This is a genomic window from Sphingomonas sp. SRS2, assembly GCF_000971055.1.
Classification (GTDB): domain Bacteria; phylum Pseudomonadota; class Alphaproteobacteria; order Sphingomonadales; family Sphingomonadaceae; genus Rhizorhabdus.
This window is the reverse complement of sequence record NZ_LARW01000132.1, coordinates 1-24,272: the sequence shown is the minus strand read 5'-3', so window position 1 is coordinate 24,272 and position 24,272 is coordinate 1. Positions and strand designations below refer to the sequence as shown.

Sequence of the window (24,272 nt, the reverse complement as noted above, 5' to 3'; positions counted from 1 at the left end):
GGCGGCGCAGCGATCGATCGCGGCGCCGCCTCGGCGGCGTCCTTGCCCCAGCTTTGCGCCCAGCGTTCGGCCACGGCAGGCGGCAGGGTGGGCGGGTCGGGGAGGGCCGCGCCCTCGCGCAGCACATGGGTGAAGACGCCATGGACCAGCTTGCGCGGGCCGCCATCGACCAGCGGCAGCACGGTGGTGATCGCGGCGTGCTGCGGCGTTTTCATCGCCAGCGCCTGGACGAGCGCGATGCGCAGCACCATCCGAGCCTTGGCGTCGTGCGGCAGCGGGCGTTCGGTGGCGCTATCGATCAGCGCGTCGAGATCGGCGGTCCGGCGCAGGACTTCAGCCGCGATGGCGTGGGCGAAGGCGCGGTCATCGCCCCGGTCGAGATCGGCGCAGGCCGCGTCCATCGCGGATTCGAGCGGCAGGCCACGGCGCAGTACAGCATCGAGCAGCTTGAGCGCGGCGCGGCGGGTGGCGGTTCCGGCGGGATCTTCTTGTCGTGAGGTCACCGACGCCCCCTAGCCGCTCGTGTCCAAGCCGTCATGCTGAAACGAGTTCAGGATGACGGCGTGGGGTCAATCGCGGTGCGGATTGAGCGCGCTCGCCCGGCGCCTGGTCGTGGGCACCGACGATGTTCCGGCGCGGCGCGGCGCGGGCATCGCGGCGAAATTGGGCGAAGGGGTCAGCATGCCCATCTCGTTTGCGATCATCTCCAACTGGGCGATGCGGTTCTCGGTCGCGGGGTGGGTCGAGAACAGGCTGTCGCCGCCGCGCTTCATGCCGGGAACGATATAGAGGGCCGCTGCCGCCGGATTACGCTCGACAACCGGATTGGGAATGTGCGCCGCGCTGTGCGCGAGCTTGGCGAGCGCCGAGGCGAGTGCGCGCGGCTTGCCCGAAATCTCTGCCGCGCCCCGATCCGCGCCATATTCGCGCGAACGGCTAATCGCCATCTGCACGATCATCGCGGCGAAGGGGGCGACGAAGACGGCGAGGATCGTCGCCAGCATCTGCCCCCCGTCGCGGTCCCGACCGCCGCCGAAGAACAGCCCGAAATTGGCGAGCATCGAGATCGCGCCCCCGATCGTCGCGGTCATCGTCATGATCAGCGTGTCATGGTGGCGAACATGCGCGAGTTCATGCGCCATCACGCCCTCGATCTCGTCGCGGTCCAGGATGCCGAGCAGCCCGGTGGTCGCGGCGACCGCAGCATTGGCCGGATTGCGACCTGTCGCGAAGGCGTTGGGATGCGGGCTATCGATGATGTAGACGCGCGGCATCGGCATGTTCGCGCGGCGCGCCAGCCCCTCCACCAGCCCGACGAACTCGGGGCAGTTGCCGGCGTCAACCTCGCGCGCGCCATGCATGCGCAGCACGATCTTGTCGGCGTTCCAATAGGTGAAGAGGTTCATGCCGGCGGCGACGATCAGCGCGATCATCGCCCCGCCCGAACCCCCGATCGTAAAGCCGAGCGCCATGAACAACGCCGTCAGCGCCGCCAGCAGCATCGTCGTCTTCACCATGTTCATCTTGCCATTGCTCCTTGCAACGCCAATGTGGGGAGGAATGGCGCGGTCTTCAATCGTCAGCGCCGCCAGGGAATGAAGCGCCAAGGAACGAAGCGATGTCCGGAAAACGCCCAGATCATGTGAAGCCCCCGGCGCACCTGTCGCCGAACACGCCAGTGCCTGCGCCCGAGGAGATCAAGCCTGAAGAGGAGTGGGGCGGTCGCAAGAACGGCATGGATCCCACGCGCTATGGCGACTGGGAACTCAAGGGCATCGCCGTCGACTTCTAGGGCGTATCGACATTCAGCTCATACCGCCTGCAAAGGGCGGTTTCCGCGCTCCGGGTGCTCACCTACATTTGAGTAGGCTGCGCTTGAGTACGCTGCGCTCCGGCTCACGAAACACCACTATTTCCGGCTGGGTCTGACCGGAATGTCGATGGCCTGGATCAGTCGATCGATTTCACCGGCTGTAGCAGCGCGGCGCTTTCAATGCGGTCGAGCGCGGTGCGCGTCTGGACGTAGCGGCGGGCGTTGGCGACCCAGCCGGCCGCGGCCTTGCGGCCCGGAAGCCGGGCAATCTCGATGAGCGCGGCGTCGACCCGGCCCGCGGCCAGATCGTCCTGCGCGCGGTCGACATGGTCGACCGGGACGTTCGGCGTGGCGGCCGCCTGACGGACCACGATCAATCCGGCGAGCTCGCGGCGGAAGCTCTCCCACCAGCCCTCGTCCGGCGCGGCCGATGACAGCTGGGGCGACAGGGCGTCGAGCTGATCGCGCAGCGTCTCGATCGTCACCGGCTGGCGACTCGCGCTGATCACCGTCGCCACCGCCTGCGGCTCGATCCCGCTGAAGCGTTCGCGAAGCATGGCCTCGAGATAGCCGAGCGGCGCGCCGCGATCGATCGCGCGGCGGGCGGCGAAGGCGACCAGCAGCCCTTCGGCGCGATGCGCCTCGCCGGTCGCCGCCTCGGCGCGTGCGCCGATCGTCTCGACCTGCTCCTCGATCTTCTCGATCCGCTGGTCGACAATCGTCTCGACGATCGCGGCAGGCGGCGGGGGCGCGATGTTGACCAGCGCCGGGCGGCGCGCGAGCGTCGGCGGTACGACCACCGGCACGCTCGGCTTGATCACCTCGGCGACGCTATCGAAGCGGTGGAACAGCCATGCCATGCCACCCATGCCGATCAGCAGGGTGACGATGATCAGCACCAGGATCGGTGCTATCGACCGGCGGCGGGGGCCATAGGGATCGGCGGGATCGGGCATGCGGCTCGTCTCTCTTCGGTCGCCAGGTTCGATCAAACAGCTAGACCTTGATTCATGTCTCAGGCGAGCCTGAACGATCGAAGTCTGGCCGTCTTATTGGCACAGCCGGGCGGCCGCCGCCAGCAGAGCCGCATCATCGGGCTTGGCGGCGGCGATCGATCCGCGCCAGCCGGGGCCGGCGGCGGCAAGGACGGCGGGCGCGAGCGCGGCGATGCGCACCTGACGGCGGGAGATCTTCGCGCCGTCGCACAGGGCGGCGAAATGTTCGGCGGCGCGGCTCGAATGGAGCAGCACCGCGCCGCCGCCTTCGCGCAGCGCGGCCAGCGCCTTGTCGCCGAACCGCTCGATCGCCGCGCTGCGATAGACGATGCGCCGGTCGATCGTGATCGCGTCATGGCCGACGTCGCGATAATCCTCACCGGCGAGGTGAAGCGCGCGCGCGACGCCATTTTCGGCGGCGGCGTCGAGCATCATGACGGCGTCGCCGCGTCCGGTGCGGATGTCGGTGAAGCCCGCGGCCTTCAGCGCGCGGGCGGTCGCGTCGCCCACCGCATAGGCCGGGATCGTCGCATAGCGCCCGACCGCCTTGCCCGATTGGCGGACGGCGTTGGCGCTGGTCACGAGAAGGGCGTCATAATCCTCCACGGGCGGGGCCCCCCAGGCTATCGGTTCGATGCGGAAGATCGGCGAGACGACCGGCTTCCAGCCTTCGTCGAACGCGCGCTTCGCGGTCATGCTCGCGCCCGGCTCGGGGCGGAGGATCAGGAGCGGAGCGCGGCTCATGCGCCGGTGAACAGTGCGCGGAGCCGGGGCGGCGCGCCATCGAGCAGCCGGTGGGCGAGCGCGGCGGCATCGCTGGTCTGCAACAGCAACGCCTCCCCCGACCGGCATTCGCCGCCATCCTCAGTCAATATCTCGGCGCGCAGGTGGAGCCCGGCGCCGGAGCGTATCGCGAGCGCGGCAACCGGCGAGCGGCAATCCGCGCCAAGTGCGGCGAGCAGGGCGCGTTCGGCGGAGACGCAGGCATTGGTCGTCGCGTCGTCGATCGCGCCGAGCAACGCCCCCATGTCGGTTCGCGCGGCGAGAGCCTCGATGCCTACGGCGCCCTGCGCGGGCGCGGGCAGCATCTCCTCGGTCGGGATCGAATGGCCGATATCCCCGCGGCCCAGCCGGTCGAGCCCCGCTCCGGCGAGCAGCGTCGCTTCCGCCTCGCCGGCCGCCAGCTTGGCGAGCCGGGTATCGACATTGCCGCGGAACAGCACGATCTCGGCATCGGGACGGGCGCGGCGGACCTGCGCGGACCTGCGCGGAGACGAGGTGCCGACCCGCGCACCGGCGGGCAACGCCGCGATCGACGCCGCACCGATCAGCCGGTCGCGGACATCGGCGCGCGGGAGCATCGCGGCAATGGCGATCTCGGCGGGGCGGATCGTTTCGACATCCTTCATCGAATGGACCGCGAAATCGATATCCCCGTCGATCAGCGCGCGATCGAGCTCCTTGGTCCACAGCGCCTTGCCGCCGACCTCGGCCAGCGCGCGATCCTGAATCCGGTCGCCGCTGGTCCTGATCGCGACGATCTCGACCGCCGCCTCGTCCCAGCCATGCGCCGCGCGCAAGGCGGCGATCACCATGCGCGCCTGAGTGAGCGCGAGCGGCGATCCGCGCGTGCCGAGGCGCAAGGGGCGGGGGGGAGCGGGAGAGGTCATGTCAGGCAGTCCATAGAAGCAGGTCTAGCTCGGTACCAGCCCCAGCCGCTCGCGCCAGGCCCAGCGCCATACCAGCAGGATCGCGACGACGCCCAGCCCGCTTGCGAGGCCCAGCCAGATACCGACCCCGTCGAGGCCGGCGGGGAAGGCGAGAAGCGTGCCGACGCCGATACCGATCACCCAATAGCCGAACGCCGCGAAAATCATCGGCATGCGGGTGTCCTGGAGCCCGCGCAGCACGCCGGCGCCGATCGCCTGCGCGCCGTCGGCGAGCTGGAACAGTGCGGCAATGGCGAGGAAGGAGATGGCGAGGCGCGTTACCTCAGCATTGGCGGGCGCATCGACATCGATGAAACCGCCGATCAGCAGCCGGGGGATGGCGATGAGCATCGCGGCGGACAGCGCGGCGAAAGCCGTGCCGAGGATCAGCGCGAGCCAGCCGGCGCGACCCGCCGCCGCCGCGTCGCGCCGGCCGTGCGCATAGCCGACCCGCACCGTCGCCGCCTGGCCAATGCCCATCGGCACCATGAAGCACAGCGCCGCGATCTGCAGCGCGATCGCATGGGCGGCGAGCGGCGCGCGGCCGATCACTCCCATCAGGAACACCGCCGCGTTGAACACTGTGACCTCGAACCCCAGCGTCACCGCGATCGGCAGGCCGACCTTCCAGACGGTGCGGAAGCGATTCCAGTCGGCCCGCCAGAAGCGCCCGAACAGATGATATCGGCGGAAGCGGCGGTCCAGCATCACCACCGCCGCGAGCCCGAGCGCCATGAACAGCGAGGTGAGGAAGCCCGCCAGCCCCGCGCCGTGCAGCCCCATTGCGGGCAGGCCGAGATGGCCGAAGATGAATATCCAGCCGATCAACGCGTTGAAGGGCACCGCGAGGAGCGTGACGATCACGCCCCAGACCGGCCGTTCGAGCGCCGCGACGAAATTGCGCAGTGTCATGAACACCAGATAGGGGAGCAGCGCCCATTGCAGCGCATGCATGAGCTGCGCCGCATCGGCGGCCAGTTCGGGATCCTGGCCGATGAAAATGAGAATCGGCGTCGCCTGCCACAGGATCAGCCAGCTGGGGATGCAGATCAGCGCCGCCGCCCAGACGGTCTGGCGAAAAGTGCGGCGGATATCGCGCACCGCATGGAGCCGCCGGCCGCGCTCGCTGGCGATCAGCGGCGACGCCGCCGTGGTGAGCCCGATGCCGAAAAGGAGAAAGGCGTGATAGAGGTTGAGCGCGAGCGCGCCAGCCGCCACCGCGTCGGGCCCGATACGGCCGAGCAGCAGCAGGTCGACCGCCGAGATCGCCGACCAGCCCAGATTGCCGATGATCAGCGGGACGCTCAGCGACAGCAGAGCGCGCGCCTCGGCACGCCAGGGCGTTTCAGGAGTCACATTGTCGTCCATGCGGGCGCTCATAGCGGGCCGGCCGCCGCGCGGAAACCCGCTATGGTTTGTTCAGTCCTGCCGGGCCGCCGCGCTGATCCGCTCGCTCATCATCCGCGTCGCGGCTTCGGTGGCCAGTTTCGTGTCGCTCGCCAGCTTCTTGACCTCGCTGGCGACCACCGCGAATCCGCGTCCGGCTTCGCCCGCACGGGCGGCCTCGATCGTGGCATTGAGCGCGAGGAGATTGGTCTGCGCGGCGATGTCGTTGATGCTTGCGACGATTTGCGACACTTCGGCGATCATCGCCTGGATATCGCCGCCGCGCGCTTCGAGGTCGGCGCGGAAGGCCTGGCTTTCCGCAAGGCGCGCGTGGATTTCCTGTTCGAGCCGGACCGCATGGCTGATGTCGCTGGCGAATTTGACGATCTTCCAGGGGCGGCCATTGGCGTCGAGAATTGGATTATAGGTCGCCTGAATCCACACCGCGCTGCCGTCTCGCGCGCGGCGCAAGTACCGGCCCGAGTCATATTCGCCGCGCCCCAGCCGCATCCAGAAATCGCGATAGTCGACGGACTGGACGAGCTGGTTGTCGCAGAGCATGCGATGATGCTGGCCGACCAGGTCGGCGGCGCGATAGCCGAAGATGTCGAGGAAATTGCTATTGGCGGCGAGGATGGTGCCGTCGAGCGCGAACTCGATCACTGCCTGCGATGTGTCGATCGCACGCAGCTTGCCCTCATATTCGGCCTGCTCGGTCTTGGCGGCGGTGATGTCGGAGGCGATCTTCAGGATGCGCTCTGCGCGGCCATCGGCGTCCAGCACCGGATTATAGGTCGCTTGCAGCCAGATCTCGCGGCCGTCCCTGCGGCGCCGCTTATACTCGCCGGCGTCGAACTCGCCCCGGCCCAGCTTTGTCCAGAAATGGGCATAGGCCGGAGTCTGGCTATAGTCGGCGAAACAGAAGATGCGATGATGCTGGCCGACGATCTCGTCGAGGCCATAGCCCATCGCGTCGAGGAACAGCGGATTTGCCCACAGGACCACGCCCGTGAGATCGAATTCGATTACCGCCTGTGACCGGCAGATCGCCGTCCATGCGGCGCTGTCATTGCCCGACCGGCGGGGATCAGCATCTCTCGCGGTTATATCATCGTACGAATTCATCGCGGGATGGTAGCAAGCCTATGGTTAATAGTCGGCTAAAGCCGGGTCAGAACAGCGCTGGCCTGGGCCAGGCGCGGTCGTGGCAACGCACTGGATCGGCCGTACTCACGCGAGCGGGATCGGCCGGGCGGATCGCGGGCGGCATCGCGTCGAGCGGGGCGAGATAGGAGGCTTTGGGCCAGGCCGAGAAGGTCTCGTCCCAGGCGCGCGAAAAGCCGCAGCGCGGCGGCGGCGAGGCCGGAAAGGTAAGGGCGCGGGCGATTTCGGAGAGACCGGTGAGGCTGCCGATCGCGAGCAGGCCGATCAGCGCCGACTTGCGCCGCGCGGAAGCCGGCCAGCCGCCACCCAGCATATCGCCGAGGTGGAGCGCCAGGATCGCCAGCGCCGGGATGGTCGCGCGCATCGCGAAGTCGATCCACCAGCCGACTTGAATCAGCGGCGCGATCAGCAGCATCGCCGCGGTGATCGCGAGGACCGCGCCGCCGAAGCGCGCCCGCCACCCGGCCCAGGCGACCAGCAGGAACGGAAAGGCCTCCAGGGTTTCGAACAGCAGATAATGCGCGGGGTGCAGCGGGAAGAAGCGCGCGCCCACCTGATCGCCCGCCGCTGCGATGTAGAGCAGTGCGGGCAGCGCTATCGCGGTGGCGAAAATGGGAAGCGCGATGTCGAGGACGGCGATCCTGCGTTGCCGCAGATCGTACCAGCATGCGTAGAGGATGAAGGGCATCAGCCCCATCGCCGCGAGGGGGGACCACAGCGCGACCAATGGCGGCAGCATGAGCAGTCCGCCGAGCCCGAGCCGCCGGACCCGCCACAGCAGGAAGCCGAGCGCGCCGAACCAGCCGGCGATGGCATGTTGCGGCACCCAGAAGGCGAGCGTGATCGTTGATGAGAATTGGGTCGGGGCCCAGCCTTCGAGATGCGCGGTCGGGGCGGGCGTGTTGCCGATCTTGATCTGGCCGAGCACGTCGAGCCCGCTGAAGGCAAGGAAGACCGTCAGCGCAATCAGCCGCTTCGGCACGGTGCCGTACAGCGTCGATCCGATTGCGAGCAGGACGCCTAGCAACAGACTGTTCTGGCCGAGCAGCGCGAGATCGGCACCCGCTTGGCCAAAGGCTTTTCCGGCGACCGCGGGGATCAGATACATGCCGATCGGCGCGCGCAGCATGTCGCCCGATGCGTAGACGAATGGCCATGGGTTGACGGTCATGTCGCGCAGCACTGCGTCGCGCACCTGCCAGTCGAGATTGGCGTAGAAGAACCGGCCCTCGCCGCCCAGCAGCATCAGCAGCGTGGCGACGCCGAGGCAGGCGAGCAGCGTCGCGATGGTCGGCCCGGCGTGCAGATCATCGCGCCGCGGTAGCGTGACCAGCCAGAACATCCCGGCGGTCAGCACGGCCCAGGCGGCATAGAGGGCGGGATGGTCCAGCCCGAGAAAACGACAGAGCAGCAGCAAGTCATAGGCCAGCCAGCCGATCGGCACGCTGAAGAGCAGGGTGGCGGGCACGCGCTGCGCGAGGGCTGTCCTTATTCCCCTACCGCTTCCGGAAGGGGCCAGGGGTGGGTCACCCGGCCCGACATCGATGCCGATCATGCGTTGGGCAGGCGCACCCTCGGTCCCTCCCGCAGCCGGGCGGGGGGAGGCAGCACTCCACCGCGCGGGCCCGCCATTAGACAGGCGCCTGTTGATCGATCTGCCGGGGACATAGCCAGCCATGATCGTCCGCTAACGCGGCAAGGTTAACATTCCCTGCCGTATCGCCTACACGCCCCGCCATGGCCCTGATCCTTGGCATCGAATCGAGCTGCGACGAGACCGCCGCCGCGCTTGTGACCAGTGACGGCCGCGTTCTGGCGCATCGCCTTGCGGGGCAGGAGGAGGCGCACCGGCCATTCGGCGGCGTGGTGCCCGAACTGGCCGCGCGCGCGCATGTCGAGATGGCGACCCCGCTGGTCGAGGCCGCACTCGCCGATGCGGGCGTCACCCTGTCGCAGGTCGACGCGATCGCCGCGACCGCCGGGCCGGGGCTGATCGGTGGGGTGATGGTTGGGCTGATGACCGGCAAGGCGCTCGCCCATGCGGCGGGCAAGCCGCTGATCGCGGTCAACCATCTGGAAGGGCATGCCCTGTCGCCGCGCCTCGCTGATCGCTCGCTCGCCTTTCCTTATCTGCTGCTGCTGGTGTCGGGCGGGCATTGCCAGCTGCTGCTGGTGCGCGGCGTCGGCGATTATCGCCGTCTCGCGACGACGATCGACGATGCCGCTGGCGAGGCGTTCGATAAGACCGCCAAGCTGCTCGGCCTCGGCTTTCCCGGCGGGCCTGCGGTCGAGGCGGCGGCGCGGCTGGGCGATGCGAAGGCGGTCCCGCTGCCGCGCCCGCTGCTTGGCAGCGCCGAACCGCATTTCTCCTTCGCGGGGCTCAAGAGCGCGGTGCTGCGCGCGCGCGATGCCGGCATCTACAAGCCCGAGGACGTTGCCGCATCCTTCCAGCAGGCGGTGGTCGATTGCCTGATCGACAGGACGAAGCGTGCGATCGAGATAGCGGATGGCGCGACCGCGCTGGTCGTGGCGGGCGGGGTCGCCGCCAATCAGGCGGGGCGCGGCGCGCTCGGAGGTCTCGCCGAGCGGTCGGGACTCGCCTTTGCAGCGCCGCCCCTCTGGCTGTGCACCGATAACGGCGCGATGATCGCCTGGGCGGGTGCGGAACGCTTCGCGGCGGGCCTGTTCGACGATATGGATGTGCCCGCGCGGGCGCGCTGGCCGCTCGATCCTACGGCGGAAAAGGCGCGCGGCGCCGGAGTGAAAGCCTGATGAGCACTGGAAATCCCATGAAGCTGGACAAATTGGGCGTGATCGGCGGCGGTGCGTGGGGCACCGCGATGGCACAGGTGATCGCCAGCGATGGTTCGGAGATATTGCTCTGGGCGCGTGAGCCCGAAGTGGTCGAGGCCGTGAATGTGTCGCACACCAACTCGATCTTCCTGCCGGTCCTGCCGCTGAGCGAGCGGATCGTCGCGACTGGCGATCTCTCCGCGCTCGACGATTGCGATGCGCTGGTGGTCGTGGTGCCGGCACAGTTCCTGCGTTCGGTGCTGTCGTCGATGCCGCCGTCGAAGCGTCCCCTCATCCTCTGCGCCAAGGGGATCGAGGCGGGCAGCCAGCTGCTGATGTCGGAGGTGGCCGAAGCGGTCGCACCGGGTGCACCGATCGCCGTGCTGTCGGGCCCCACCTTCGCACATGAGGTGGCGGCGGGGCAGCCGACCGCGATCACGCTCGCCTGCGCCGATGAGGATGTCGGGCGGGCGCTGGCCGAGCGGCTGCGGCGTCCGGGCTTCCGCCCCTATCTGTCGCAGGACGTCCTCGGCGCGGAGATCGGCGGCGCGGTCAAGAATGTCCTCGCCATTGCCTGTGGCGTGGTCGAGGGCGCGGGGCTGGGCCAAAACGCCCGTGCCGCGCTGATCAGCCGCGGCTTTGCGGAAATGACCCGCTTCGGAATGGCGCGCGGCGCGCGGGCGGAGACGCTGGCCGGCCTGTCCGGGCTGGGCGATCTCGTCCTTACCTGCTCGTCGACGAGTTCGCGCAACTTCTCGCTCGGCAAGGGGCTGGGGCAGGGCATTCCCCCCGCTGACCTGCTCGAAGACCGCCGCACCGTGGCCGAAGGCGCATCGACCGCGCCGGTCCTCGCCCAAGCGGCTAAGGCGGCGGGAGTCGACATGCCGATCGTCGACGCGGTCTGCGCGCTGCTGACCGGCGCGGCGAAGGTCGATGATGTCGTGAAGGCGCTCCTCGCCCGCCCGCTGAAGCAAGAGGGCAAATAGGCTGCCGTCGCCCCGGCGGAGGCCGGGGCCGCCATCGGCTCCAGCCTTGTCGTTGCCCCAAGGCCTATAACGGCCCCGGCCTCCGCCGGGGCGACGCATTTATTTAATTCGGATTATCGGCGGTTCCGCCGGCCTGACCCACCGAACCAACGCGTCCGATATTGCCGAACAGTTCGCGGAAGAAGCCGCGCTTGCTGCCCAGGGTTGGGGTCTTGTCGCCATAAGGCGAGATGTCCGCGATCTTTTCGAGGCCCGAACGCTCGACCGAAGAGACATTGCCCTTCGCGTCGAAATGGACCGCGAGGACCGTCTGGCCGACCGGCTTGGGGGTGCGGAAACCGATCTGGCGGGTGTCGCGGGCGACATAATACCAGGTCGCGTCCTTATCGAACTGACCGGCGAAACTCGGCCGTCCAAGCGTCTTGGCGACCGATTCGCGATTGTCGATGCCGGGCTCGACCGTGTTGATCAGGGTCGAATCGACCACATAGCCCTTGTGATCGCGGGTGCGCGAGCAGCCGGCGGTCAGGCCCAATATGGCGATCGTTCCGGCAATCGCCGCCGATCGCAACAGGGTCCGGGGCATCGACTTCTCCTTGAACAGGCCGACGCGGGACAAGCCCGCGCGCTCCGCCTCAATATGCGCGGGACCTACCCAGTGGCAAGATGCGCCCGCACTATATAAAGGGCGGCGCTTGATACCCGCTGAACAGCGTAAGGGAATGACGTGAATTTCTTGAAGACGATCTTCGGCATCGGCCCCGATCCGCGCGAGGTTCTGATCCCGCTCTACAATTCGATCGTCGGCGAGGCGCGCGATCCGGCCTGGTATGCCGAAATGGGCGTGCCCGACACATTGGACGGGCGTTTCGACATGGTCGCGGCTGTCCTGTCGCTGGTGCTGGTCCGCTTCGAGAGCGAGGGCGCGGCGGGGCGCGAGCCCGGCGCGCGGCTGACCGAGGTGTTCATCGACGACATGGACGGGCAGCTTCGCCAACTCGGCATCGGCGATGTCGTCGTCGGCAAGCATATCGGCAATATGATCGCGGCGATCGGCGGACGGCTGACCGCCTATCGCGAGGCCATCGGCCGGGGTGCGGCACTGGAGGAGGCGCTGATCCGCAATCTGTGGCGCGGCGAACCCGGCCCCGACGCACGCCCCGCGCTGGTTGCCGAAAGGATGCGGGCGATCAAGGCGCGGCTCGATATGACGGGCTGGGAGGATCTGCGCGCCAACGGAATCGCCGCTAAAGGAATTGCTGGATGACCCCCGAATTCTCCCGCCCGGTGCGGATCGACGCGCTCGGCGAAGGCGGCCGGACACTGTCGATCGAAGCCGACGACAAGGAGCGGGCCGCGCTGGCCGCACGCTTTGGGCTGATCGCGCTCGATGCGCTGTCGGCCGAGGCGACGCTACGCCGCGAAGCCGATCTCCTGTTTGCCGAGGGCCGCATCAAGGCATCGGTGATGCAGGCCTGCGTCGCCAGCGGCGTGCCCGTGCCGGCGACGATCGAAGAGCCGTTCACCCTGCGCTTCGTGCCCGAAGGCGAGGGCATCGAGGAGATAGAACTCGACGCCGAGGATTTCGACACGATCGACTATGCCGGCGGCGCGATCGATCTCGGCGAAGCCGTCGCCGAGACGCTGGCGCTGAGCCTAGACCCCTTTCCGCGCTCGCCCGATGCCGACGCCATCCTGAAGGCGGCGGGGGTGCTGTCGGAGGACGAGGTGGTATCCGGCCCCTTCGCGGCGCTCAAGGCATTGAAGGACAAGCTCTGACGGGTCAGGACTTGGTGTCGACGAAGCGCAGCAGAACATAGCCCGCCACCGCCGACAGCAGCGATCCGCCGAGTACCCCGATCTTGACCTCGTCGCCGAGCAGCGGATCGCTGAAGGCGAGGCCGCCGATGAACAGGCTCATCGTGAAGCCGATCCCGCAGAGCAGGGCGACGCCATAGATTTGCGTCCAGCTCGCACCGGCGGGGCGTTCGGCGATGCCACAAGCGACCGCGATGCGGATGCTGCCGAAGATGCCGATCTGCTTGCCGACGAACAGGCCCAGCGCGATGCCGAGCGGGAGCGGCTGGAGGATGTCGGCGATGCCGATGCCGGCGAAGGACACCCCGGCATTGGCGAAACCGAATAGTGGCACGATTGCGAAGGCGACCCAGGGGTGGAGGCCATGTTCGAGCCGATGAAGCGGCGAACCTTCGCCGTCGCCGTCGATCGGGATCGCGAAGGCGGCCAGCACCCCAGCGATCGTCGCGTGCACGCCGGACAGCAGCACCGCGACCCACAAGGCGGCGGCGAGCAGCAGATAAGGCGACAGCCGCCGGACGCCGAAGCGGCCGAGCGCGACCATCGCCGTGAGGATCAGCGCCGCGGCTAGCAGCGCCGGGCCGCTAATCGCCGGCGTATAGGCGAGCGCGATGATCGCCACCGCGCCCATGTCGTCGACGATCGCGACCGTGGTCAGGAACAGCTTGAGCGAGGCCGGCGCGCGCGATCCGAGCAGCGCGAGGACGCCGATCGCGAAGGCGATGTCGGTCGCGGTCGGGATCGCCCAGCCGCGCGCGAGCCCCGGCGTCCCACCCGCGAGCGCCATGTAGACCAGCGCGGGCGCCGCCATCCCCGCCGCGGCCGCGACGAAGGGCAGCAGCCGGTCGGACCAGCGCGCGAGATGGCCACTGACGAACTCGCGCTTTATCTCCAGCCCGACCAGCAGGAAGAACAGCGCCATCAGCGCGTCGTTGATCCAGTGCAGGATCGACAGCGGACCGGCCTTGAGATGGAGCAGGTCGAAATAGCCCTGCGCCACCGGGCTGTTCGCGACGAGCATGGCGGCGGTGGCGGCGGCGATCAGGACGATGCCCCCCGCCGCCTCGGTGCTCAGGAATGTGCGGACTGCCGATCGCATGGCGAACCTCCTAGACAGTTGCCGGGACAATGTCGAAAACTACCGGAAAATAAGACCTTGGTCGTAAGCCGGGGCCGCAGGCGGCGGTTGGTAACCTATCGGTCATCATATCGGTGCAGCCCCGAACCATGAACCTGCACTCCGACAATCTTCTTCACCGCCTGGACGAACATCAGGCAAAGGCCTTCGACATCATCAAGCGTGGCGATGTCCTGCTCGCGGTCAATGCCATACCCGACCAGGGGCTGCTCAGCGCCGCGCGTTGGGAACTGACCCGCGTCCTGGGCGCCTATCAGGCGTTCAAGCATCATGAACTGTTCGACCCGATCATCCGCAACGGCCCGCCCGACAAGGCGCGGCTAGCGGAGCAGATGAAGGCTGAATGCATCGCCATCGGCGAGGACTATCGCGGCCATGTCGCCCGTTGCGCCGGGATCGATATCGTGGCGCATTGGGACAGCTATCGCCCTGCGGTCGTCAAGCTTCTTGCCCGGATCAAGGCGCATATGACGCGGGAACGCTGGGTCGCGGCGAGCCTGCTGATCACCCCGGTCCGCGCCGGGGCACTTGGCGAACTGCGCGGAGTGGTGCGGGCTTAGTCTCGCTTGCTTCCCGTCATGCTGAACCTGCTTCAGCATCCACTCCACCGCGCGGCTACCCGTTCAGGATGGCGGGTTGAAACGATACGGCTGCCGTCACGGCACCAGGATCGTATCCTTCGCCTCGTCGAGCAGGTCGGGATAATCCATCGTATAGTGCAACCCACGGCTTTCCTTGCGGTGCAGCGCCGAGCGGACGATCAGGTCGGCCACCTCGACAAGGTTGCGCAGTTCGAGCAGGTCGGGCGTGACGCGGAAATTGCCGTAATAGTCCGCGACCTCCTGCCGGAGCAGCGCGACGCGGTGCGCCGCGCGCTCAAGCCGCTTGGTGGTCCGGACGATCCCGACATAATCCCACATAAAGCGGCGGATTTCGCGCCAGTTGTGCTGGACGATCACCTCCTCGTCCGAATCGGTGACGCGGCTTTCGTCCCAGGGCCGGATCGGCGGCGGCGGCGGCATATCGTCGAAATGCTGCTTGATATGTTCAGCGGCGGCATCGCCGAACACGAAGCATTCGAGCAGCGAGTTGGACGCGAGGCGGTTCGCGCCGTGAAGCCCCGATTGGGTCACCTCGCCCGCCGCATAGAGGCCGGGGAGGTCGGTGCGCCCGTCGAGATCGATCAGCACCCCGCCACAGGTATAATGCGCGGCGGGGACGATCGGGATGGGCTGCTTCGTGATGTCGATGCCCAGCGTCAGCAGCTTGGCGTGAATCGTCGGAAAATGCTCGGTCACGAATTCGGGCGGCTGGTGGCTGATGTCGAGATGGACATAATCGAGGCCGAGGCGCTTGATCTCATGATCGATCGCCCGCGCCACGATATCGCGAGGCGCCAGCTCGGCGCGCTTGTCGAACCGCTGCATGAAGCGGCGGCCGGTGGTGGGCAGCTTCAATTGCCCGCCTTCGCCGCGCATCGCCTCGGTGATCAGGAAATTCTTGACCTCGAGATTGTACAGGCAGGTCGGGTGGAACTGCATGAACTCCATGTTGGAGACGCGGCAGCCGGCGCGCCACGCCATCGCGATCCCGTCGCCGGTCGCGCCGCGCGGCGTGGTGGAGAAGAGATAGGCGCGGCTGGCTCCCCCCGTGGCGAGGACGGTCGCCCTGGCGGTGAAGGTCTCGATCGCGCCGGTCGCGCGGTCGACCGCATAGACGCCCCAGACATGGCCATCGCCCGAATAGCGCTCGCCATGCCGGCTGGTGATCAGGTCGATCGCGGCGCGATCGGGGAACAGGGTGATGTTGGGATGCGCCTCGGCCGCCTTTTCCAGCGCGAGCTGGACCGCCTGTCCGGTGGCGTCGTCGACATGGACGATGCGGCGATGGCTGTGTCCGCCCTCACGTGTCAGGTGCCACCTGTCGTCCGAACCCGCGCCGCCGCCCGGATTGAACGGCACGCCGAGCGCGGCGAGCTTTTCGATCGCGAGCGGAGCATTTTCGACGACGAACTCGACGGCTTTGCGGTCGTTGAGCCCCGCGCCCGCGATCATCGTGTCCTCGATATGCGATTCGAACGTGTCGCCGGGTTCGAGCACCGCGGCGATCCCGCCCTGCGCCCAAGCGGTCGAGCCGTCGGAAATGCCCGCCTTGGCGAGCACGCCCACCTTGAAGCGATCGGCAAGGTTGAGCGCCGCGGTCAACCCCGCGGCGCCCGAGCCGATCACGACGACATCGAAATTATAGGCGGCCATCGCCCGCGCCCAAGACCGTTGAGGCGGCGTTGTTCTGTCGCGTGAGATTCAGGAAAACATCCTCGAGATCGGCTTCCTGGGTCGAGACGTCGACGATGCCCAGTCCTTCCCGCTGCACCGCCGCCAATACCTCGCCCGCGTTCACCTTATCCTTCGCGTAGGTGATGACGAGCGTCCGGCTGCCCTTGAGCTCGACCTTGTCGAAGCAGACCGCTTCGGGCGGGGTGACGAGATCTCGGTCGACCGTCACCGATACCGCCTTCTCCTGCGCCATGCCGACCAGTTCGCGGGTGGGCTGGTTGGCGATCACGCGGCCATGGTTGATGATCGCGATCCGGTCGCACAGCTCCTCGGCTTCTTCCAGATAATGCGTGGTCAGCACGACGGTGACGCCGCCGTCATTGAGTTCGCGCACATATTCCCACAGTTGCTGGCGCAACTCGACGTCGACGCCCGCGGTCGGCTCGTCGAGGATCAGCACCGGGGGCGAATGGACCATCGCCTTCGCGACGAGCAGCCGCCGCTTCATGCCCCCCGACAGCGAGCGCGCATAGGCGTCGGCCTTGTCGAGCAGATGCACCGCGCGCAGCAGCTCCTCGGTCAGCCGCTTGTGCTTGGGCACGCCGTAGAAGCCCGCCTGGTTTTCCAGCGTCTCGCGCGGCGTGAAAAAGGGATCGAACACGATCTCCTGCGGCACGATCCCGATCGACGCCTTGGCATTGCGCGGATCCTTGTCGATGTCGAAGCCCCAGATGTCGACGTGACCGGCGGTCTTGTTGACCATCCCGGAAAGGATGTTGATCGTCGTCGACTTGCCCGCGCCGTTGGGCCCGAGCAGCCCGAAAATCTGTCCGCGCGGAATATCGAGGTCCACGTCGAACAGGGCCTGCTTTCCGCCCTTGTAGACCTTGGACAGCCCCCGGATGCTTATCGCTGCGTCACTCATGGCGGGCGGCATAGCGGGTGGAGGCGCGCGGTGCAAAGGAAGAGAGGCGCGGGCGTTCGGCGCCAAAACTCAGAGGCCGTAGTCTCTAGCGGCCCCACCGCGCGCGTTCGAGCGCACCGCCAGCAAGATTGTGCGAGCGCCCGACATGGCGCAGGCGCACCCGGTCGAACCCTCCTGCCAGAGCGCGGAATCTGTCGATATAGCGAGAATCGCTCGGTTGCCGTCCACCCGCCTGACGGATCACCGACAGCGAGTCGCCGATCAGGATGATGTCGCTAAGGCCTTGCGCGGTGGCGATCTCCAGCGCGTGGAGCAGCGCCAGCCATTCGGCCTGCTCGTTGGTGCCGTCGCCGGGCCCGCGCCTTATGTCGGCGACGCCGCGCAGCACTACGGCGGTTTCTATCGGTCCCGGATTGGGCCTGGCGCCACCATCGAACCACAGCTTCACCGCCTGCTGCTGCTTTTCGTTCACGCGCGCTTCACGTCCCTGCTACCATCACCACCGACATGACAGCACATCGCCCGTTCGCAGGATATGGTCTTGCGCTTGCCGCTCTGCTGGCGGCGTCGGGAGCGGTGGCTGCGGAGACTGTCGTCTCGCTGAGCCCCGAGGCAAAGGAGAAGGTCCTCGAGGCCGCCGCGACGCGCAACGCGAAGGCGATCGGCGAACCCGCGATCAACGGCGCGGGCGGACTTGGCGCGATCCACGGCGAAGTCGGCATGATGATCGGCACCAATGGCGCGCGCGGCGTGTTCGGATCGGCGGTCGCGCCGATCGGCGAATCGGCGACCGTCGGGATCGCCTTCGAAAATAGCCGCTTCGGCGGACGCCGCTGAGATTGCGCGACTCCCGCCTGCTTGCTAATCGGCAGCTATGAGCACGCAGCCCACCGCCCCGGAAACCATCACCGTCACGTCAAGCCGCGTCGTCTGCGACGGCGCCAGCGACATTCCGGGCGGCGCGGCGCTCGGCCATCCGCGCGTGTTCATCGAAATCGATGCTGAGATCGGCTATGCCGACTGCGGCTATTGCGATCGCCGTTTCGTCCTCGAAGGCGGCGGCGAAGCGCACCACTAGGATTTCTCGTCGCCCCGGCGGAGGCTGGGGCCGCCCAAGGCTCCTGCCTCACCGTCACCCCGACTCTACAGCGGCCCCGGCCTCCGCCGGGGCGACGTCATGAAGAATGCAAATAAAGCTATTGGGTCTCCGTCCAGCCGTCCTATATCGGCTCCATGATCATCCAGCCCGCAGACCCCCGCCATTTCCTCTATCGCGACGCGCTCGATCCCGATGCTGCGCTGCGCCTTACCGCACAGACGCTCAAGAACTGCGACGATGGCGAACTCTATCTTCAATATCTGACGTCGGAGAGCTTCGGCTTTGACGACGGACGGCTGAAGACCGCGGACTATAATACGCAGGCGGGCTTCGGCCTGCGCGGCGTCTCGGGCGAGACCACCGCTTTTGCCCACGCCAATGAACTGAGCGAGGCCGCGATCATCCGCGCCGGCGAGACGATGACGCTGCTCGATCCGGCGAAGGGCGGCCGCGCGCCCGCGCCGCGCCGGACCAACAGCAAGCTCTATACCGGCGACGACCCGCTCGGCCTGATCCCCTTCGCGAAGAAGGTGGCGTTGTGCCAGGAGATCGACGCCGCCGCCCGCGCCCGCGATCCGCGCGTCCAGCAGGTCTCGGTCGGCTTGTCGGGATCATGGAGCGTGGTCGAGATCGTCCGGCCCGACGGCTTCACCGCCTTCGACGTGCGCCCCCTCGTCCGCCTCAACGTCTCGGTGGTGGTCGAGCAGAATGGCCGGCGCGAAACCGGCTTCTTCGGCATGGGTGGCCGCTATCTCTACGACCGGCTGTTCGAGCCCGCGCAGTGGAACCGCGCGATCGACGAGGCGCTGCATCAGGCGATCGTCAACCTCGATGCGGTTGCCGCCCCGGCGGGCGAGATGACCGTGGTGTGCGGCCCTGGCTGGCCCGGCGTGCTGCTGCACGAGGCGATCGGCCACGGCCTCGAAGGCGATTTCAACCGCAAGGGTACCTCGGCCTTCTCCGGCCGGATCGGCGAGCGGGTCGCGGCGCCCGGCGTCACCGTGGTCGACGACGGCTCGATCGCCGACCGGCGCGGTTCGCTGACGATCGACGACGAGGGCACGCCGACCCAGTGCAACGTCCTGATCGAGGACGGCATCCTCAAGGGCTATATTCACGATCGTTTGAATGCCCGGCTGATGGGGGTCGATCCGACCGGCAACGGCCGCCGCGAAAGCTATGCCCATGCGCCGATGCCGCGCATGACCAACACCTTCATGTATGGCGGCAACGACGATCCCGGCGAAATCATCGCGCGGGCGAAGAACGGCATCTATGCCAAGAGCTTCGGCGGCGGGCAGGTCGACATCACCAGCGGCAAGTTCGTCTTCTCCTGCACCGAGGCGTATAAGATCGAGAACGGCAAGATCACCGTGCCGATCAAGGGCGCGACCCTGATCGGCGACGGCCCTTCGGTCCTTACCAAGGTCACGGCGATCGGCAATGACATGGCATTGGACGAAGGTGTCGGCATTTGCGGCAAGGGCGGCCAGTCGGTTCCCGCCGGGGTGGGGCAACCAACCGTGATGATCAGCGCGCTGACGGTGGGCGGCACGGCGGCGTAAATATAGTCCGGCGGGATATCTTCGTGCGAAAGCGGCCGCCTCTCCCACCATCGTCATCCCCGCGAAGGGGGAATCCATGGACGGTGGAACATCCGGCCATGAATGCGCCCGTTCCATGGATTTCCGCTTTCGCGGAAATGACGGGGAAAGGGTAATGGGCATAGCCGTCGCGCTCGGCGGAGGGGCTGCGCTCGGATGGGCGCATATCGGTGTCCTCCAGCAATTGCAGGAGGAGGGGATCGCCGTCCGCGCGGCGGCGGGCACCTCGATCGGTGCGCTCGCGGCGGTGTGCCTCGCGGCCAACCGGCTTGAGCAACTCGAGAAGATCGCCCGTTCGGCCAACTGGCTGCGCGTCCTCTCCTATCTCGATTTCCATCTGCGGCCCGGCGCCATGCTCGGCGGGCGCGGCATATTGCGCGACCTCAACCTCCATCTTGGCAATCTCCAGTTCCGCGACCTGTGGATACCGTGCGCCGTGGTCGCGACCGATCTGGTCACGGGAAAGCCGGTGATCATCGATCATGGCCCGGTCAGTTCGGCAGTGATGGCGTCGATCGCGATCCCGGGCCTGTTCCGCCCGGTGCAATATGACGGGCATTTCATGGTCGATGGCGGAGTGGTGATGCCGGTGCCGGTCGCCGCCGCGCGCCAGATCGCGCCGAAGCTGCCGGTGCTATCGGTCAACCTCCAGGGCGATTATCATGGCAGGCGGGTCGCCACCGCGATCCGCACCGCGCCGAAGCGCAGCCACAATTCGATGGCGGTGGTGCGCGCCTCGACGATGCTGCTGATGGCCGAGCTGGCGCGGCATACCCTGGCGATCGATCCGCCCGATTTCGGACTGACCCTGCCGGTCGGCCATATCGAGATCCACGACTTTACCAAGGCCGACGAACTGATCGCGATCGGACGCCGAGCGGTGGCGGAGAACATCGAGGAGATTCGCGCGTTGCTAGGACGGAAGCCACTTGGAAGTCGCTGATATGCCCCTCAAATCCATCGTCGCCCCGGCGGAAGTCAGGGCCGTTAGAGGCTCTTGCCGCGACCTTGTCCTGAATTCCGTGTCGGCCCCGGCCTCCGCCGGGGCGACGAACATGGCTGGAAAGCTATCATGACGACCAACGCCGAAGGCACCGCCGCCATCCTGAGTTTCTGGTTCGACGAGGTCGGGCCTGAGCGCTGGTGGACGCGATCGGACGAGACCGACGCCGTGATCGCCGAGCGCTTCGGCGCGCTATGGGCGGAGTGGCGCAGCCGCACCCCCGATAGCTTCCTCGCGTCGGCTGATGAGGCGGTCGCCGGGGTGATCCTGTTCGACCAGTTCTCGCGCAATCTGTTTCGCGGCCATGCCGACGCCTTCTCGACCGATCCGCTCGCGCTGGCGATCGCCACGGGCGCGCTCGATCGGGGGCTCGACGCGGAGATGACCGGAGATCAGCTGAGCTTCCTCTACATGCCGTTCCAGCACAGCGAGGTTCTGGCCGATCAGCAGCGCTCGGTCGCGCTGTTCACTGCGCTCGGCAACGCCAATTCGCTCGAGTTCGCACATAAGCATCATGACATGATCGCGCGGCTGGGCCGCTTCCCCGCGCGCAACGCCGCTCTCGGCCGCGCCGACCGGCCCGGCGAGGCCGCTGCCATCGAAATGAGCAAAGGCTGGTAGCTGGTGGCCGCGCTCACTGCCCAAAAAACGGGCATGGCTCAACTTTTAATCAAAGCCGTCCGAGTCGTTCTCCCCGCTTTTTGACGCCTGAGAAAGTTAACCCTGTGAATCCAAGGATTCACGGAATTGGCACGCTTATTGCGATGCACAATCGGGCTAAAAGAGGGAGGCAGAATGAAACTCGTCATTGCCATCATCAAGCCGTTCAAACTGGATGAGGTGCGTGAAGCACTGTCCGGGCTGGGCGTGCAGGGCATGACCGTTACCGAGGTCAAGGGCTTCGGACGGCAGAAGGGTCAGACGGAAATTTACCGGGGGGCCGAATACAGCACCAACATGGTTCCGAAGATCAAGGTCGAGGTGGCCACCACCGACGATCTGGCAAGCCGGGTCGTCGAGGCGATCCAGCAGTCGGCCAACACCGGCGCGATCGGCGACGGCAAGATCTTCGTTCTCGATGTCGCGCAGGCGGTGCGTATCCGCACCGGCGAAACCGACGACGTCGCGCTCTGATAGAAGGGGGAAACATGACGCTTCACAACAAGCTGGCGACTGGTCTCGGCGCTCTCGCCGTCACCGCGCTCACCGCCATGCCCGTATGGGCGCAGGAGGCGGCTGCTGAAGTCGCCGCGCCTGTCGCCGATAAGGGCGACACCGCCTGGATGATGGTTTCGACCGTGCTGGTCCTTGCGATGATCCTTCCCGGCCTGGCTCTGTTCTACGGCGGTCTCGTCCGCACCAAGAATATGCTCTCGGTCATGACGCAGATCGGCGCCGCCGCGGCGCTGGCGATGATCATCTGGGTCTGCTGGGGCTATACCATGGCCTTCGGTCCCGATGCCTCCGAAGCGCTGAAGCCGTATATCTCGAACTTCGACAAGCTGTTCCTGGCCGGCGTGACCGCGGATTCGACCGCGGCCACCTTCACCGACGGCGTCGTCATCCCCGAATATGTGTTCATCGCCTTCCAGATGACCTTCGCCGCCATCACGGTCGCGCTCGTCCTCGGTTCGGTCGTCGAGCGCATCAAGTTCTCGGCGGTGATGGTCTTCGCCGCGATCTGGCTCACGATCGTCTATTTCCCGATCGCGCACATGGTCTGGGCAGCGGGCGGCAAGTTCTTCGAAATGGGCGCGCTCGATTTCGCTGGCGGCACCGTGGTGCACATCAACGCGGGCGTCTCGGCGCTGGTCGCATGCCTCATCCTGGGCAAGCGTATCGGCTACCAGAAGGACGTCATGGCTCCGCATTCGCTGACGCTGACCTTCGTCGGCACCGGCCTGCTGTGGGTTGGCTGGTTCGGGTTCAACGCCGGTTCGGCGCTTGAAGCCAACGGTTCGGCGGCTCTCGCGATGATCAACACCTTCGTCGCTACCGCGTCGGCCGGCCTCGCCTGGCTCGTCGTGGAAAAGGTCGTCGGCCACAAGCCTTCGGCTCTCGGCTTCTGCTCGGGCATCATCGCCGGCCTCGTCGCCGTCACCCCGGCGGCCGGCAATAGCGGCCCGTTCGGCGCGATCGTGCTCGGCGCCGTCGCCTCGATCATCTGCTACATCGCGGTTGCGAAGATCAAGCCGATGCTCGGCTATGACGACTCGCTCGACGCTTTCGGCATCCACGGCGTTGGCGGCATCGTCGGCGCCATCGGCACCGGCATCGTCTATGCGCCGTCGCTCGGTGGTCCGGGTGGTGCGGATTACGACATGGGCGGCCAGCTGGTCACCCAGGTCCTCGCGGTTCTCGCGACGGTCGTCTGGGCCGCTATCGGCACCGCGATCGCGATCTACGCCGCCAAGCTGCTCACCGGCCTGCGGGTTTCGCCGGAAGTCGAGATGGAAGGTCTCGACCTCGGCGAGCATGGCGAGCGCGCCTACAACTACTGATTGTGAATTGGGGCCGTCCTTCGGGGCGGCCCCTCCGGGCGTTCCTCCTGCGAACGCACTGGGCCGGTGGGGCAACCCATCGGCCCTTTTTTTGTTATGTCCTTGTTGGCGTCAGCATTCGCTGAAATGAACGGTACCGGCCCTCTCTCCCTCAACCCGAGCCGAAGGCGTAAGGGCAAATCGAAACATGATCACCGTTGCGAGCTACAATATAAGAAAAGGCCTCGGAACGGATCGCCGGAGGCGGCCCGACCGGATCCTCGAAGTGCTGCATGAGGTCCATGCCGACATCGTCGCCTTGCAGGAGGCCGATCGCCGCTATGGCGCGAAGCAGAGCGCGCTGCCGACCGAACTGATCAAGCAGGGCGAATATCGCGCGGTGCCATTCGATATCCGCCCTGGCGGGATCGGCTGGCATGGCAATGCCATTCTGGTGCGCAACGCGGTCGAGATCATCGACTATGAACCGATTGGACTGCCGACGCTCGAACCGCGCGGCGCGGTGCTGGCGGAGCTCCATGTCGGCGGGCGCGACCTGCGCATCATCGGCATGCATCTCGATCTGTCGGGCTTGTGGCGACGGCGGCAAGTCCGCGCGATCATCGACCATGTCCGCCACCGCAAGCGCAAGATGCCCACGGTGATGATGGGCGACCTCAACGAATGGTCGCTCCACGGCGGCTGTATCCGCGAGTTCGCCGATGGCCACCATGTCGCGCCGACCGGGCGCAGTTTCCACAGCCGGCGGCTGGTCGGCTGCCTCGACCGGATCATCCTGACCTCCGACCTTCATGTCGTCGCCTGCGGCGTCCATGTCAGCGAGCGGGCGCGAATGGCCTCGGATCATCTGCCGATATGGGCGAAGGTAAACTGGGTGTCTTAGAGTTTGTTTCACTTACGTGGAAACGGTACCGGCCCGCTCCCCCACCCAACCTCCCGATATATTACGCTGGATCGGGAGGTTGGGTGGGGGAGCGGGCCGGTACCGTCGTTTCAGCTTCGCTGAAACAAACTCTAGGGGTTGTGGGGATTTAGGATTCACATTTTTGGGGAGATGTGATT

The 24,272-nt window shown here is 66.9% G+C and carries 27 protein-coding genes; 14 read left to right on the top strand and 13 right to left on the bottom strand.

Going from position 1 to position 24,272, the window contains the following annotated elements; all coding sequences use genetic code 11:
- Together WP12_RS20710 and htpX are read right to left on the bottom strand one after the other, a co-directional pair.
- Positions 1 to 503 (bottom strand): transcription antitermination factor NusB (locus WP12_RS20710; RefSeq protein ID WP_046195562.1); only part of this gene is annotated, 503 nt, incomplete at its 3' end.
- Positions 504 to 569: 66 nt separating this feature from the next.
- The gene (gene htpX, locus WP12_RS20705; protein WP_046195567.1) at positions 570 to 1,523 is read right to left on the bottom strand and encodes a zinc metalloprotease HtpX; all 954 of its coding nucleotides are present in this window, start codon (positions 1,521 to 1,523) and stop codon (positions 570 to 572) included.
- Between the two features lie 95 nt (positions 1,524 to 1,618).
- On the opposite strand from htpX, the gene WP12_RS24420 reads away from it, so the two are divergent.
- Positions 1,619 to 1,792, top strand: a complete 174-nt coding sequence (locus tag WP12_RS24420; protein ID WP_084691264.1) for a DUF1674 domain-containing protein — start codon at positions 1,619 to 1,621, stop codon at positions 1,790 to 1,792.
- Positions 1,793 to 1,950: 158 nt separating this feature from the next.
- On the opposite strand, the gene WP12_RS20700 is transcribed toward WP12_RS24420, so the two are convergent.
- The 6 genes from WP12_RS20700 to WP12_RS20675 all read right to left on the bottom strand — a co-directional run bounded on the left by WP12_RS20700 (position 1,951) and on the right by WP12_RS20675 (position 8,535).
- Positions 1,951 to 2,769: a COG4223 family protein gene (locus WP12_RS20700; protein WP_046195561.1), complete on the bottom strand. Its 819-nt coding sequence runs from the start codon at positions 2,767 to 2,769 to the stop codon at positions 1,951 to 1,953.
- A gap of 93 nt (positions 2,770 to 2,862) precedes the next feature.
- Positions 2,863 to 3,504, bottom strand: a complete 642-nt coding sequence (locus WP12_RS20695) for a uroporphyrinogen-III synthase (RefSeq protein WP_235399225.1) — start codon at positions 3,502 to 3,504, stop codon at positions 2,863 to 2,865.
- A gap of 44 nt (positions 3,505 to 3,548) precedes the next feature.
- Positions 3,549 to 4,478 carry a hydroxymethylbilane synthase gene (hemC, locus tag WP12_RS20690; protein ID WP_046195559.1) on the bottom strand — a complete coding sequence of 310 codons (930 nt, stop codon included), beginning with the start codon at positions 4,476 to 4,478 and terminating at the stop codon, positions 3,549 to 3,551.
- Between the two features lie 24 nt (positions 4,479 to 4,502).
- A complete protein-coding gene (locus WP12_RS20685; RefSeq protein ID WP_046195558.1) occupies positions 4,503 to 5,885 on the bottom strand; it encodes an MATE family efflux transporter in 1,383 nt (460 codons plus the stop codon).
- 51 nt (positions 5,886 to 5,936) lie between these two features.
- Positions 5,937 to 7,028, bottom strand: coding sequence for a methyl-accepting chemotaxis protein (locus WP12_RS26025; protein ID WP_052730532.1), 1,092 nt, complete (start codon positions 7,026 to 7,028; stop codon positions 5,937 to 5,939).
- Positions 7,029 to 7,074: 46 nt separating this feature from the next.
- A complete protein-coding gene (locus tag WP12_RS20675; protein ID WP_235399224.1) occupies positions 7,075 to 8,535 on the bottom strand; it encodes a hypothetical protein in 1,461 nt (486 codons plus the stop codon).
- Positions 8,536 to 8,804: 269 nt separating this feature from the next.
- Here WP12_RS20675 and tsaD point away from each other — a divergent pair, with 269 nt between their 5' ends.
- Both tsaD and WP12_RS20665 read left to right on the top strand, forming a co-directional pair.
- Positions 8,805 to 9,839: a tRNA (adenosine(37)-N6)-threonylcarbamoyltransferase complex transferase subunit TsaD gene (gene tsaD, locus WP12_RS20670; protein WP_046195557.1), complete on the top strand. Its 1,035-nt coding sequence runs from the start codon at positions 8,805 to 8,807 to the stop codon at positions 9,837 to 9,839.
- A 17-nt stretch (positions 9,840 to 9,856) separates the two neighbouring features.
- Positions 9,857 to 10,846: an NAD(P)H-dependent glycerol-3-phosphate dehydrogenase gene (locus tag WP12_RS20665; RefSeq protein WP_046195556.1), complete on the top strand. Its 990-nt coding sequence runs from the start codon at positions 9,857 to 9,859 to the stop codon at positions 10,844 to 10,846.
- Positions 10,847 to 10,949: 103 nt separating this feature from the next.
- Here the strand turns inward: WP12_RS20665 and WP12_RS20660 are convergent, their stop codons facing one another.
- Entirely contained in the window at positions 10,950 to 11,432 is a 483-nt protein-coding gene (locus WP12_RS20660; protein WP_046195564.1) for an outer membrane protein assembly factor BamE, read from the bottom strand.
- Positions 11,433 to 11,573: 141 nt separating this feature from the next.
- Here WP12_RS20660 and WP12_RS20655 point away from each other — a divergent pair, with 141 nt between their 5' ends.
- Together WP12_RS20655 and WP12_RS20650 are read left to right on the top strand one after the other, a co-directional pair.
- Positions 11,574 to 12,113 (top strand): ubiquinol-cytochrome C chaperone family protein, encoded by a 540-nt coding sequence (locus WP12_RS20655; RefSeq protein WP_046195555.1) that lies wholly within the window; start codon positions 11,574 to 11,576, stop codon positions 12,111 to 12,113.
- Positions 12,110 to 12,625 (top strand): YceD family protein, encoded by a 516-nt coding sequence (locus WP12_RS20650; protein WP_046195554.1) that lies wholly within the window; start codon positions 12,110 to 12,112, stop codon positions 12,623 to 12,625. Before WP12_RS20655 ends, WP12_RS20650 begins: the two co-directional genes overlap by 4 nt.
- 4 nt (positions 12,626 to 12,629) lie before the next feature.
- Here the strand turns inward: WP12_RS20650 and nhaA are convergent, their stop codons facing one another.
- Positions 12,630 to 13,763: a Na+/H+ antiporter NhaA gene (nhaA, locus tag WP12_RS20645; RefSeq protein WP_046195553.1), complete on the bottom strand. Its 1,134-nt coding sequence runs from the start codon at positions 13,761 to 13,763 to the stop codon at positions 12,630 to 12,632.
- Between the two features lie 128 nt (positions 13,764 to 13,891).
- Here nhaA and WP12_RS20640 point away from each other — a divergent pair, with 128 nt between their 5' ends.
- Complete coding sequence (locus WP12_RS20640; protein WP_046195552.1) at positions 13,892 to 14,362, top strand: hypothetical protein; 471 nt, start codon at positions 13,892 to 13,894, stop codon at positions 14,360 to 14,362.
- A 96-nt stretch (positions 14,363 to 14,458) separates the two neighbouring features.
- Here the strand turns inward: WP12_RS20640 and nadB are convergent, their stop codons facing one another.
- The 3 genes from nadB to WP12_RS20625 form a co-directional block, all read right to left on the bottom strand.
- The gene (gene nadB / locus WP12_RS20635; protein WP_046195551.1) at positions 14,459 to 16,057 is read right to left on the bottom strand and encodes an L-aspartate oxidase; all 1,599 of its coding nucleotides are present in this window, start codon (positions 16,055 to 16,057) and stop codon (positions 14,459 to 14,461) included.
- On the bottom strand, positions 16,044 to 17,003 hold the full coding sequence (locus WP12_RS20630; RefSeq protein WP_046195550.1) for an ABC transporter ATP-binding protein: 960 nt from the start codon (positions 17,001 to 17,003) through the stop codon (positions 16,044 to 16,046). Before WP12_RS20630 ends, nadB begins: the two co-directional genes overlap by 14 nt.
- Before the next feature lie 85 nt (positions 17,004 to 17,088).
- Entirely contained in the window at positions 17,089 to 17,475 is a 387-nt protein-coding gene (locus tag WP12_RS20625; RefSeq protein ID WP_235399223.1) for a reverse transcriptase-like protein, read from the bottom strand.
- 35 nt (positions 17,476 to 17,510) lie between these two features.
- Between WP12_RS20625 and WP12_RS20620 the strand changes: the two genes are divergently transcribed.
- The 8 genes from WP12_RS20620 to WP12_RS20585 all read left to right on the top strand — a co-directional run bounded on the left by WP12_RS20620 (position 17,511) and on the right by WP12_RS20585 (position 24,093).
- Positions 17,511 to 17,840: a hypothetical protein gene (locus WP12_RS20620; RefSeq protein ID WP_046195549.1), complete on the top strand. Its 330-nt coding sequence runs from the start codon at positions 17,511 to 17,513 to the stop codon at positions 17,838 to 17,840.
- 37 nt (positions 17,841 to 17,877) lie between these two features.
- Positions 17,878 to 18,081: a zinc-finger domain-containing protein gene (locus WP12_RS20615; protein ID WP_046195548.1), complete on the top strand. Its 204-nt coding sequence runs from the start codon at positions 17,878 to 17,880 to the stop codon at positions 18,079 to 18,081.
- A gap of 155 nt (positions 18,082 to 18,236) precedes the next feature.
- A complete protein-coding gene (gene tldD / locus WP12_RS20610; protein ID WP_046195547.1) occupies positions 18,237 to 19,667 on the top strand; it encodes a metalloprotease TldD in 1,431 nt (476 codons plus the stop codon).
- A gap of 154 nt (positions 19,668 to 19,821) precedes the next feature.
- Positions 19,822 to 20,649 carry a patatin-like phospholipase family protein gene (locus tag WP12_RS20605; protein ID WP_046195546.1) on the top strand — a complete coding sequence of 276 codons (828 nt, stop codon included), beginning with the start codon at positions 19,822 to 19,824 and terminating at the stop codon, positions 20,647 to 20,649.
- 129 nt (positions 20,650 to 20,778) lie between these two features.
- Positions 20,779 to 21,330, top strand: a complete 552-nt coding sequence (locus tag WP12_RS20600; protein ID WP_046195545.1) for a DUF924 family protein — start codon at positions 20,779 to 20,781, stop codon at positions 21,328 to 21,330.
- Between the two features lie 174 nt (positions 21,331 to 21,504).
- A complete protein-coding gene (locus tag WP12_RS20595; RefSeq protein WP_046195544.1) occupies positions 21,505 to 21,843 on the top strand; it encodes a P-II family nitrogen regulator in 339 nt (112 codons plus the stop codon).
- 14 nt (positions 21,844 to 21,857) lie between these two features.
- Entirely contained in the window at positions 21,858 to 23,210 is a 1,353-nt protein-coding gene (locus WP12_RS20590) for an ammonium transporter (RefSeq protein WP_046195543.1), read from the top strand.
- Between the two features lie 187 nt (positions 23,211 to 23,397).
- Positions 23,398 to 24,093 carry an endonuclease/exonuclease/phosphatase family protein gene (locus WP12_RS20585; RefSeq protein WP_046195542.1) on the top strand — a complete coding sequence of 232 codons (696 nt, stop codon included), beginning with the start codon at positions 23,398 to 23,400 and terminating at the stop codon, positions 24,091 to 24,093.
- The last annotated feature ends 179 nt before the right edge of the window (positions 24,094 to 24,272 follow it).

Coding starts and splice junctions, on each gene's coding strand:
- WP12_RS20585 (WP_046195542.1), top strand. CDS start 23,398: ATGATCACCGTTGCGAGCTACAATATAAGAAAAGGCCTCGGAACGGAT.
- WP12_RS20665 (WP_046195556.1), top strand. CDS start 9,857: ATGAAGCTGGACAAATTGGGCGTGATCGGCGGCGGTGCGTGGGGCACC.
- tsaD (WP_046195557.1), top strand. CDS start 8,805: ATGGCCCTGATCCTTGGCATCGAATCGAGCTGCGACGAGACCGCCGCC.
- WP12_RS20695 (WP_235399225.1), bottom strand. CDS start 3,504: ATGACCGCGAAGCGCGCGTTCGACGAAGGCTGGAAGCCGGTCGTCTCG.
- WP12_RS20660 (WP_046195564.1), bottom strand. CDS start 11,432: ATGCCCCGGACCCTGTTGCGATCGGCGGCGATTGCCGGAACGATCGCC.
- hemC (WP_046195559.1), bottom strand. CDS start 4,478: ATGACCTCTCCCGCTCCCCCCCGCCCCTTGCGCCTCGGCACGCGCGGA.
- WP12_RS20685 (WP_046195558.1), bottom strand. CDS start 5,885: ATGGACGACAATGTGACTCCTGAAACGCCCTGGCGTGCCGAGGCGCGC.
- WP12_RS20605 (WP_046195546.1), top strand. CDS start 19,822: ATGGGCATAGCCGTCGCGCTCGGCGGAGGGGCTGCGCTCGGATGGGCG.
- tldD (WP_046195547.1), top strand. CDS start 18,237: ATGATCATCCAGCCCGCAGACCCCCGCCATTTCCTCTATCGCGACGCG.
- WP12_RS20600 (WP_046195545.1), top strand. CDS start 20,779: ATGACGACCAACGCCGAAGGCACCGCCGCCATCCTGAGTTTCTGGTTC.
- WP12_RS20615 (WP_046195548.1), top strand. CDS start 17,878: ATGAGCACGCAGCCCACCGCCCCGGAAACCATCACCGTCACGTCAAGC.
- nhaA (WP_046195553.1), bottom strand. CDS start 13,763: ATGCGATCGGCAGTCCGCACATTCCTGAGCACCGAGGCGGCGGGGGGC.
- WP12_RS20640 (WP_046195552.1), top strand. CDS start 13,892: ATGAACCTGCACTCCGACAATCTTCTTCACCGCCTGGACGAACATCAG.
- htpX (WP_046195567.1), bottom strand. CDS start 1,523: ATGAACATGGTGAAGACGACGATGCTGCTGGCGGCGCTGACGGCGTTG.
- WP12_RS20650 (WP_046195554.1), top strand. CDS start 12,110: ATGACCCCCGAATTCTCCCGCCCGGTGCGGATCGACGCGCTCGGCGAA.
- WP12_RS20590 (WP_046195543.1), top strand. CDS start 21,858: ATGACGCTTCACAACAAGCTGGCGACTGGTCTCGGCGCTCTCGCCGTC.
- WP12_RS26025 (WP_052730532.1), bottom strand. CDS start 7,028: ATGAATTCGTACGATGATATAACCGCGAGAGATGCTGATCCCCGCCGG.
- WP12_RS24420 (WP_084691264.1), top strand. CDS start 1,619: ATGTCCGGAAAACGCCCAGATCATGTGAAGCCCCCGGCGCACCTGTCG.
- WP12_RS20630 (WP_046195550.1), bottom strand. CDS start 17,003: ATGAGTGACGCAGCGATAAGCATCCGGGGGCTGTCCAAGGTCTACAAG.
- WP12_RS20595 (WP_046195544.1), top strand. CDS start 21,505: ATGAAACTCGTCATTGCCATCATCAAGCCGTTCAAACTGGATGAGGTG.
- WP12_RS20620 (WP_046195549.1), top strand. CDS start 17,511: ATGACAGCACATCGCCCGTTCGCAGGATATGGTCTTGCGCTTGCCGCT.
- WP12_RS20700 (WP_046195561.1), bottom strand. CDS start 2,769: ATGCCCGATCCCGCCGATCCCTATGGCCCCCGCCGCCGGTCGATAGCA.
- nadB (WP_046195551.1), bottom strand. CDS start 16,057: ATGGCCGCCTATAATTTCGATGTCGTCGTGATCGGCTCGGGCGCCGCG.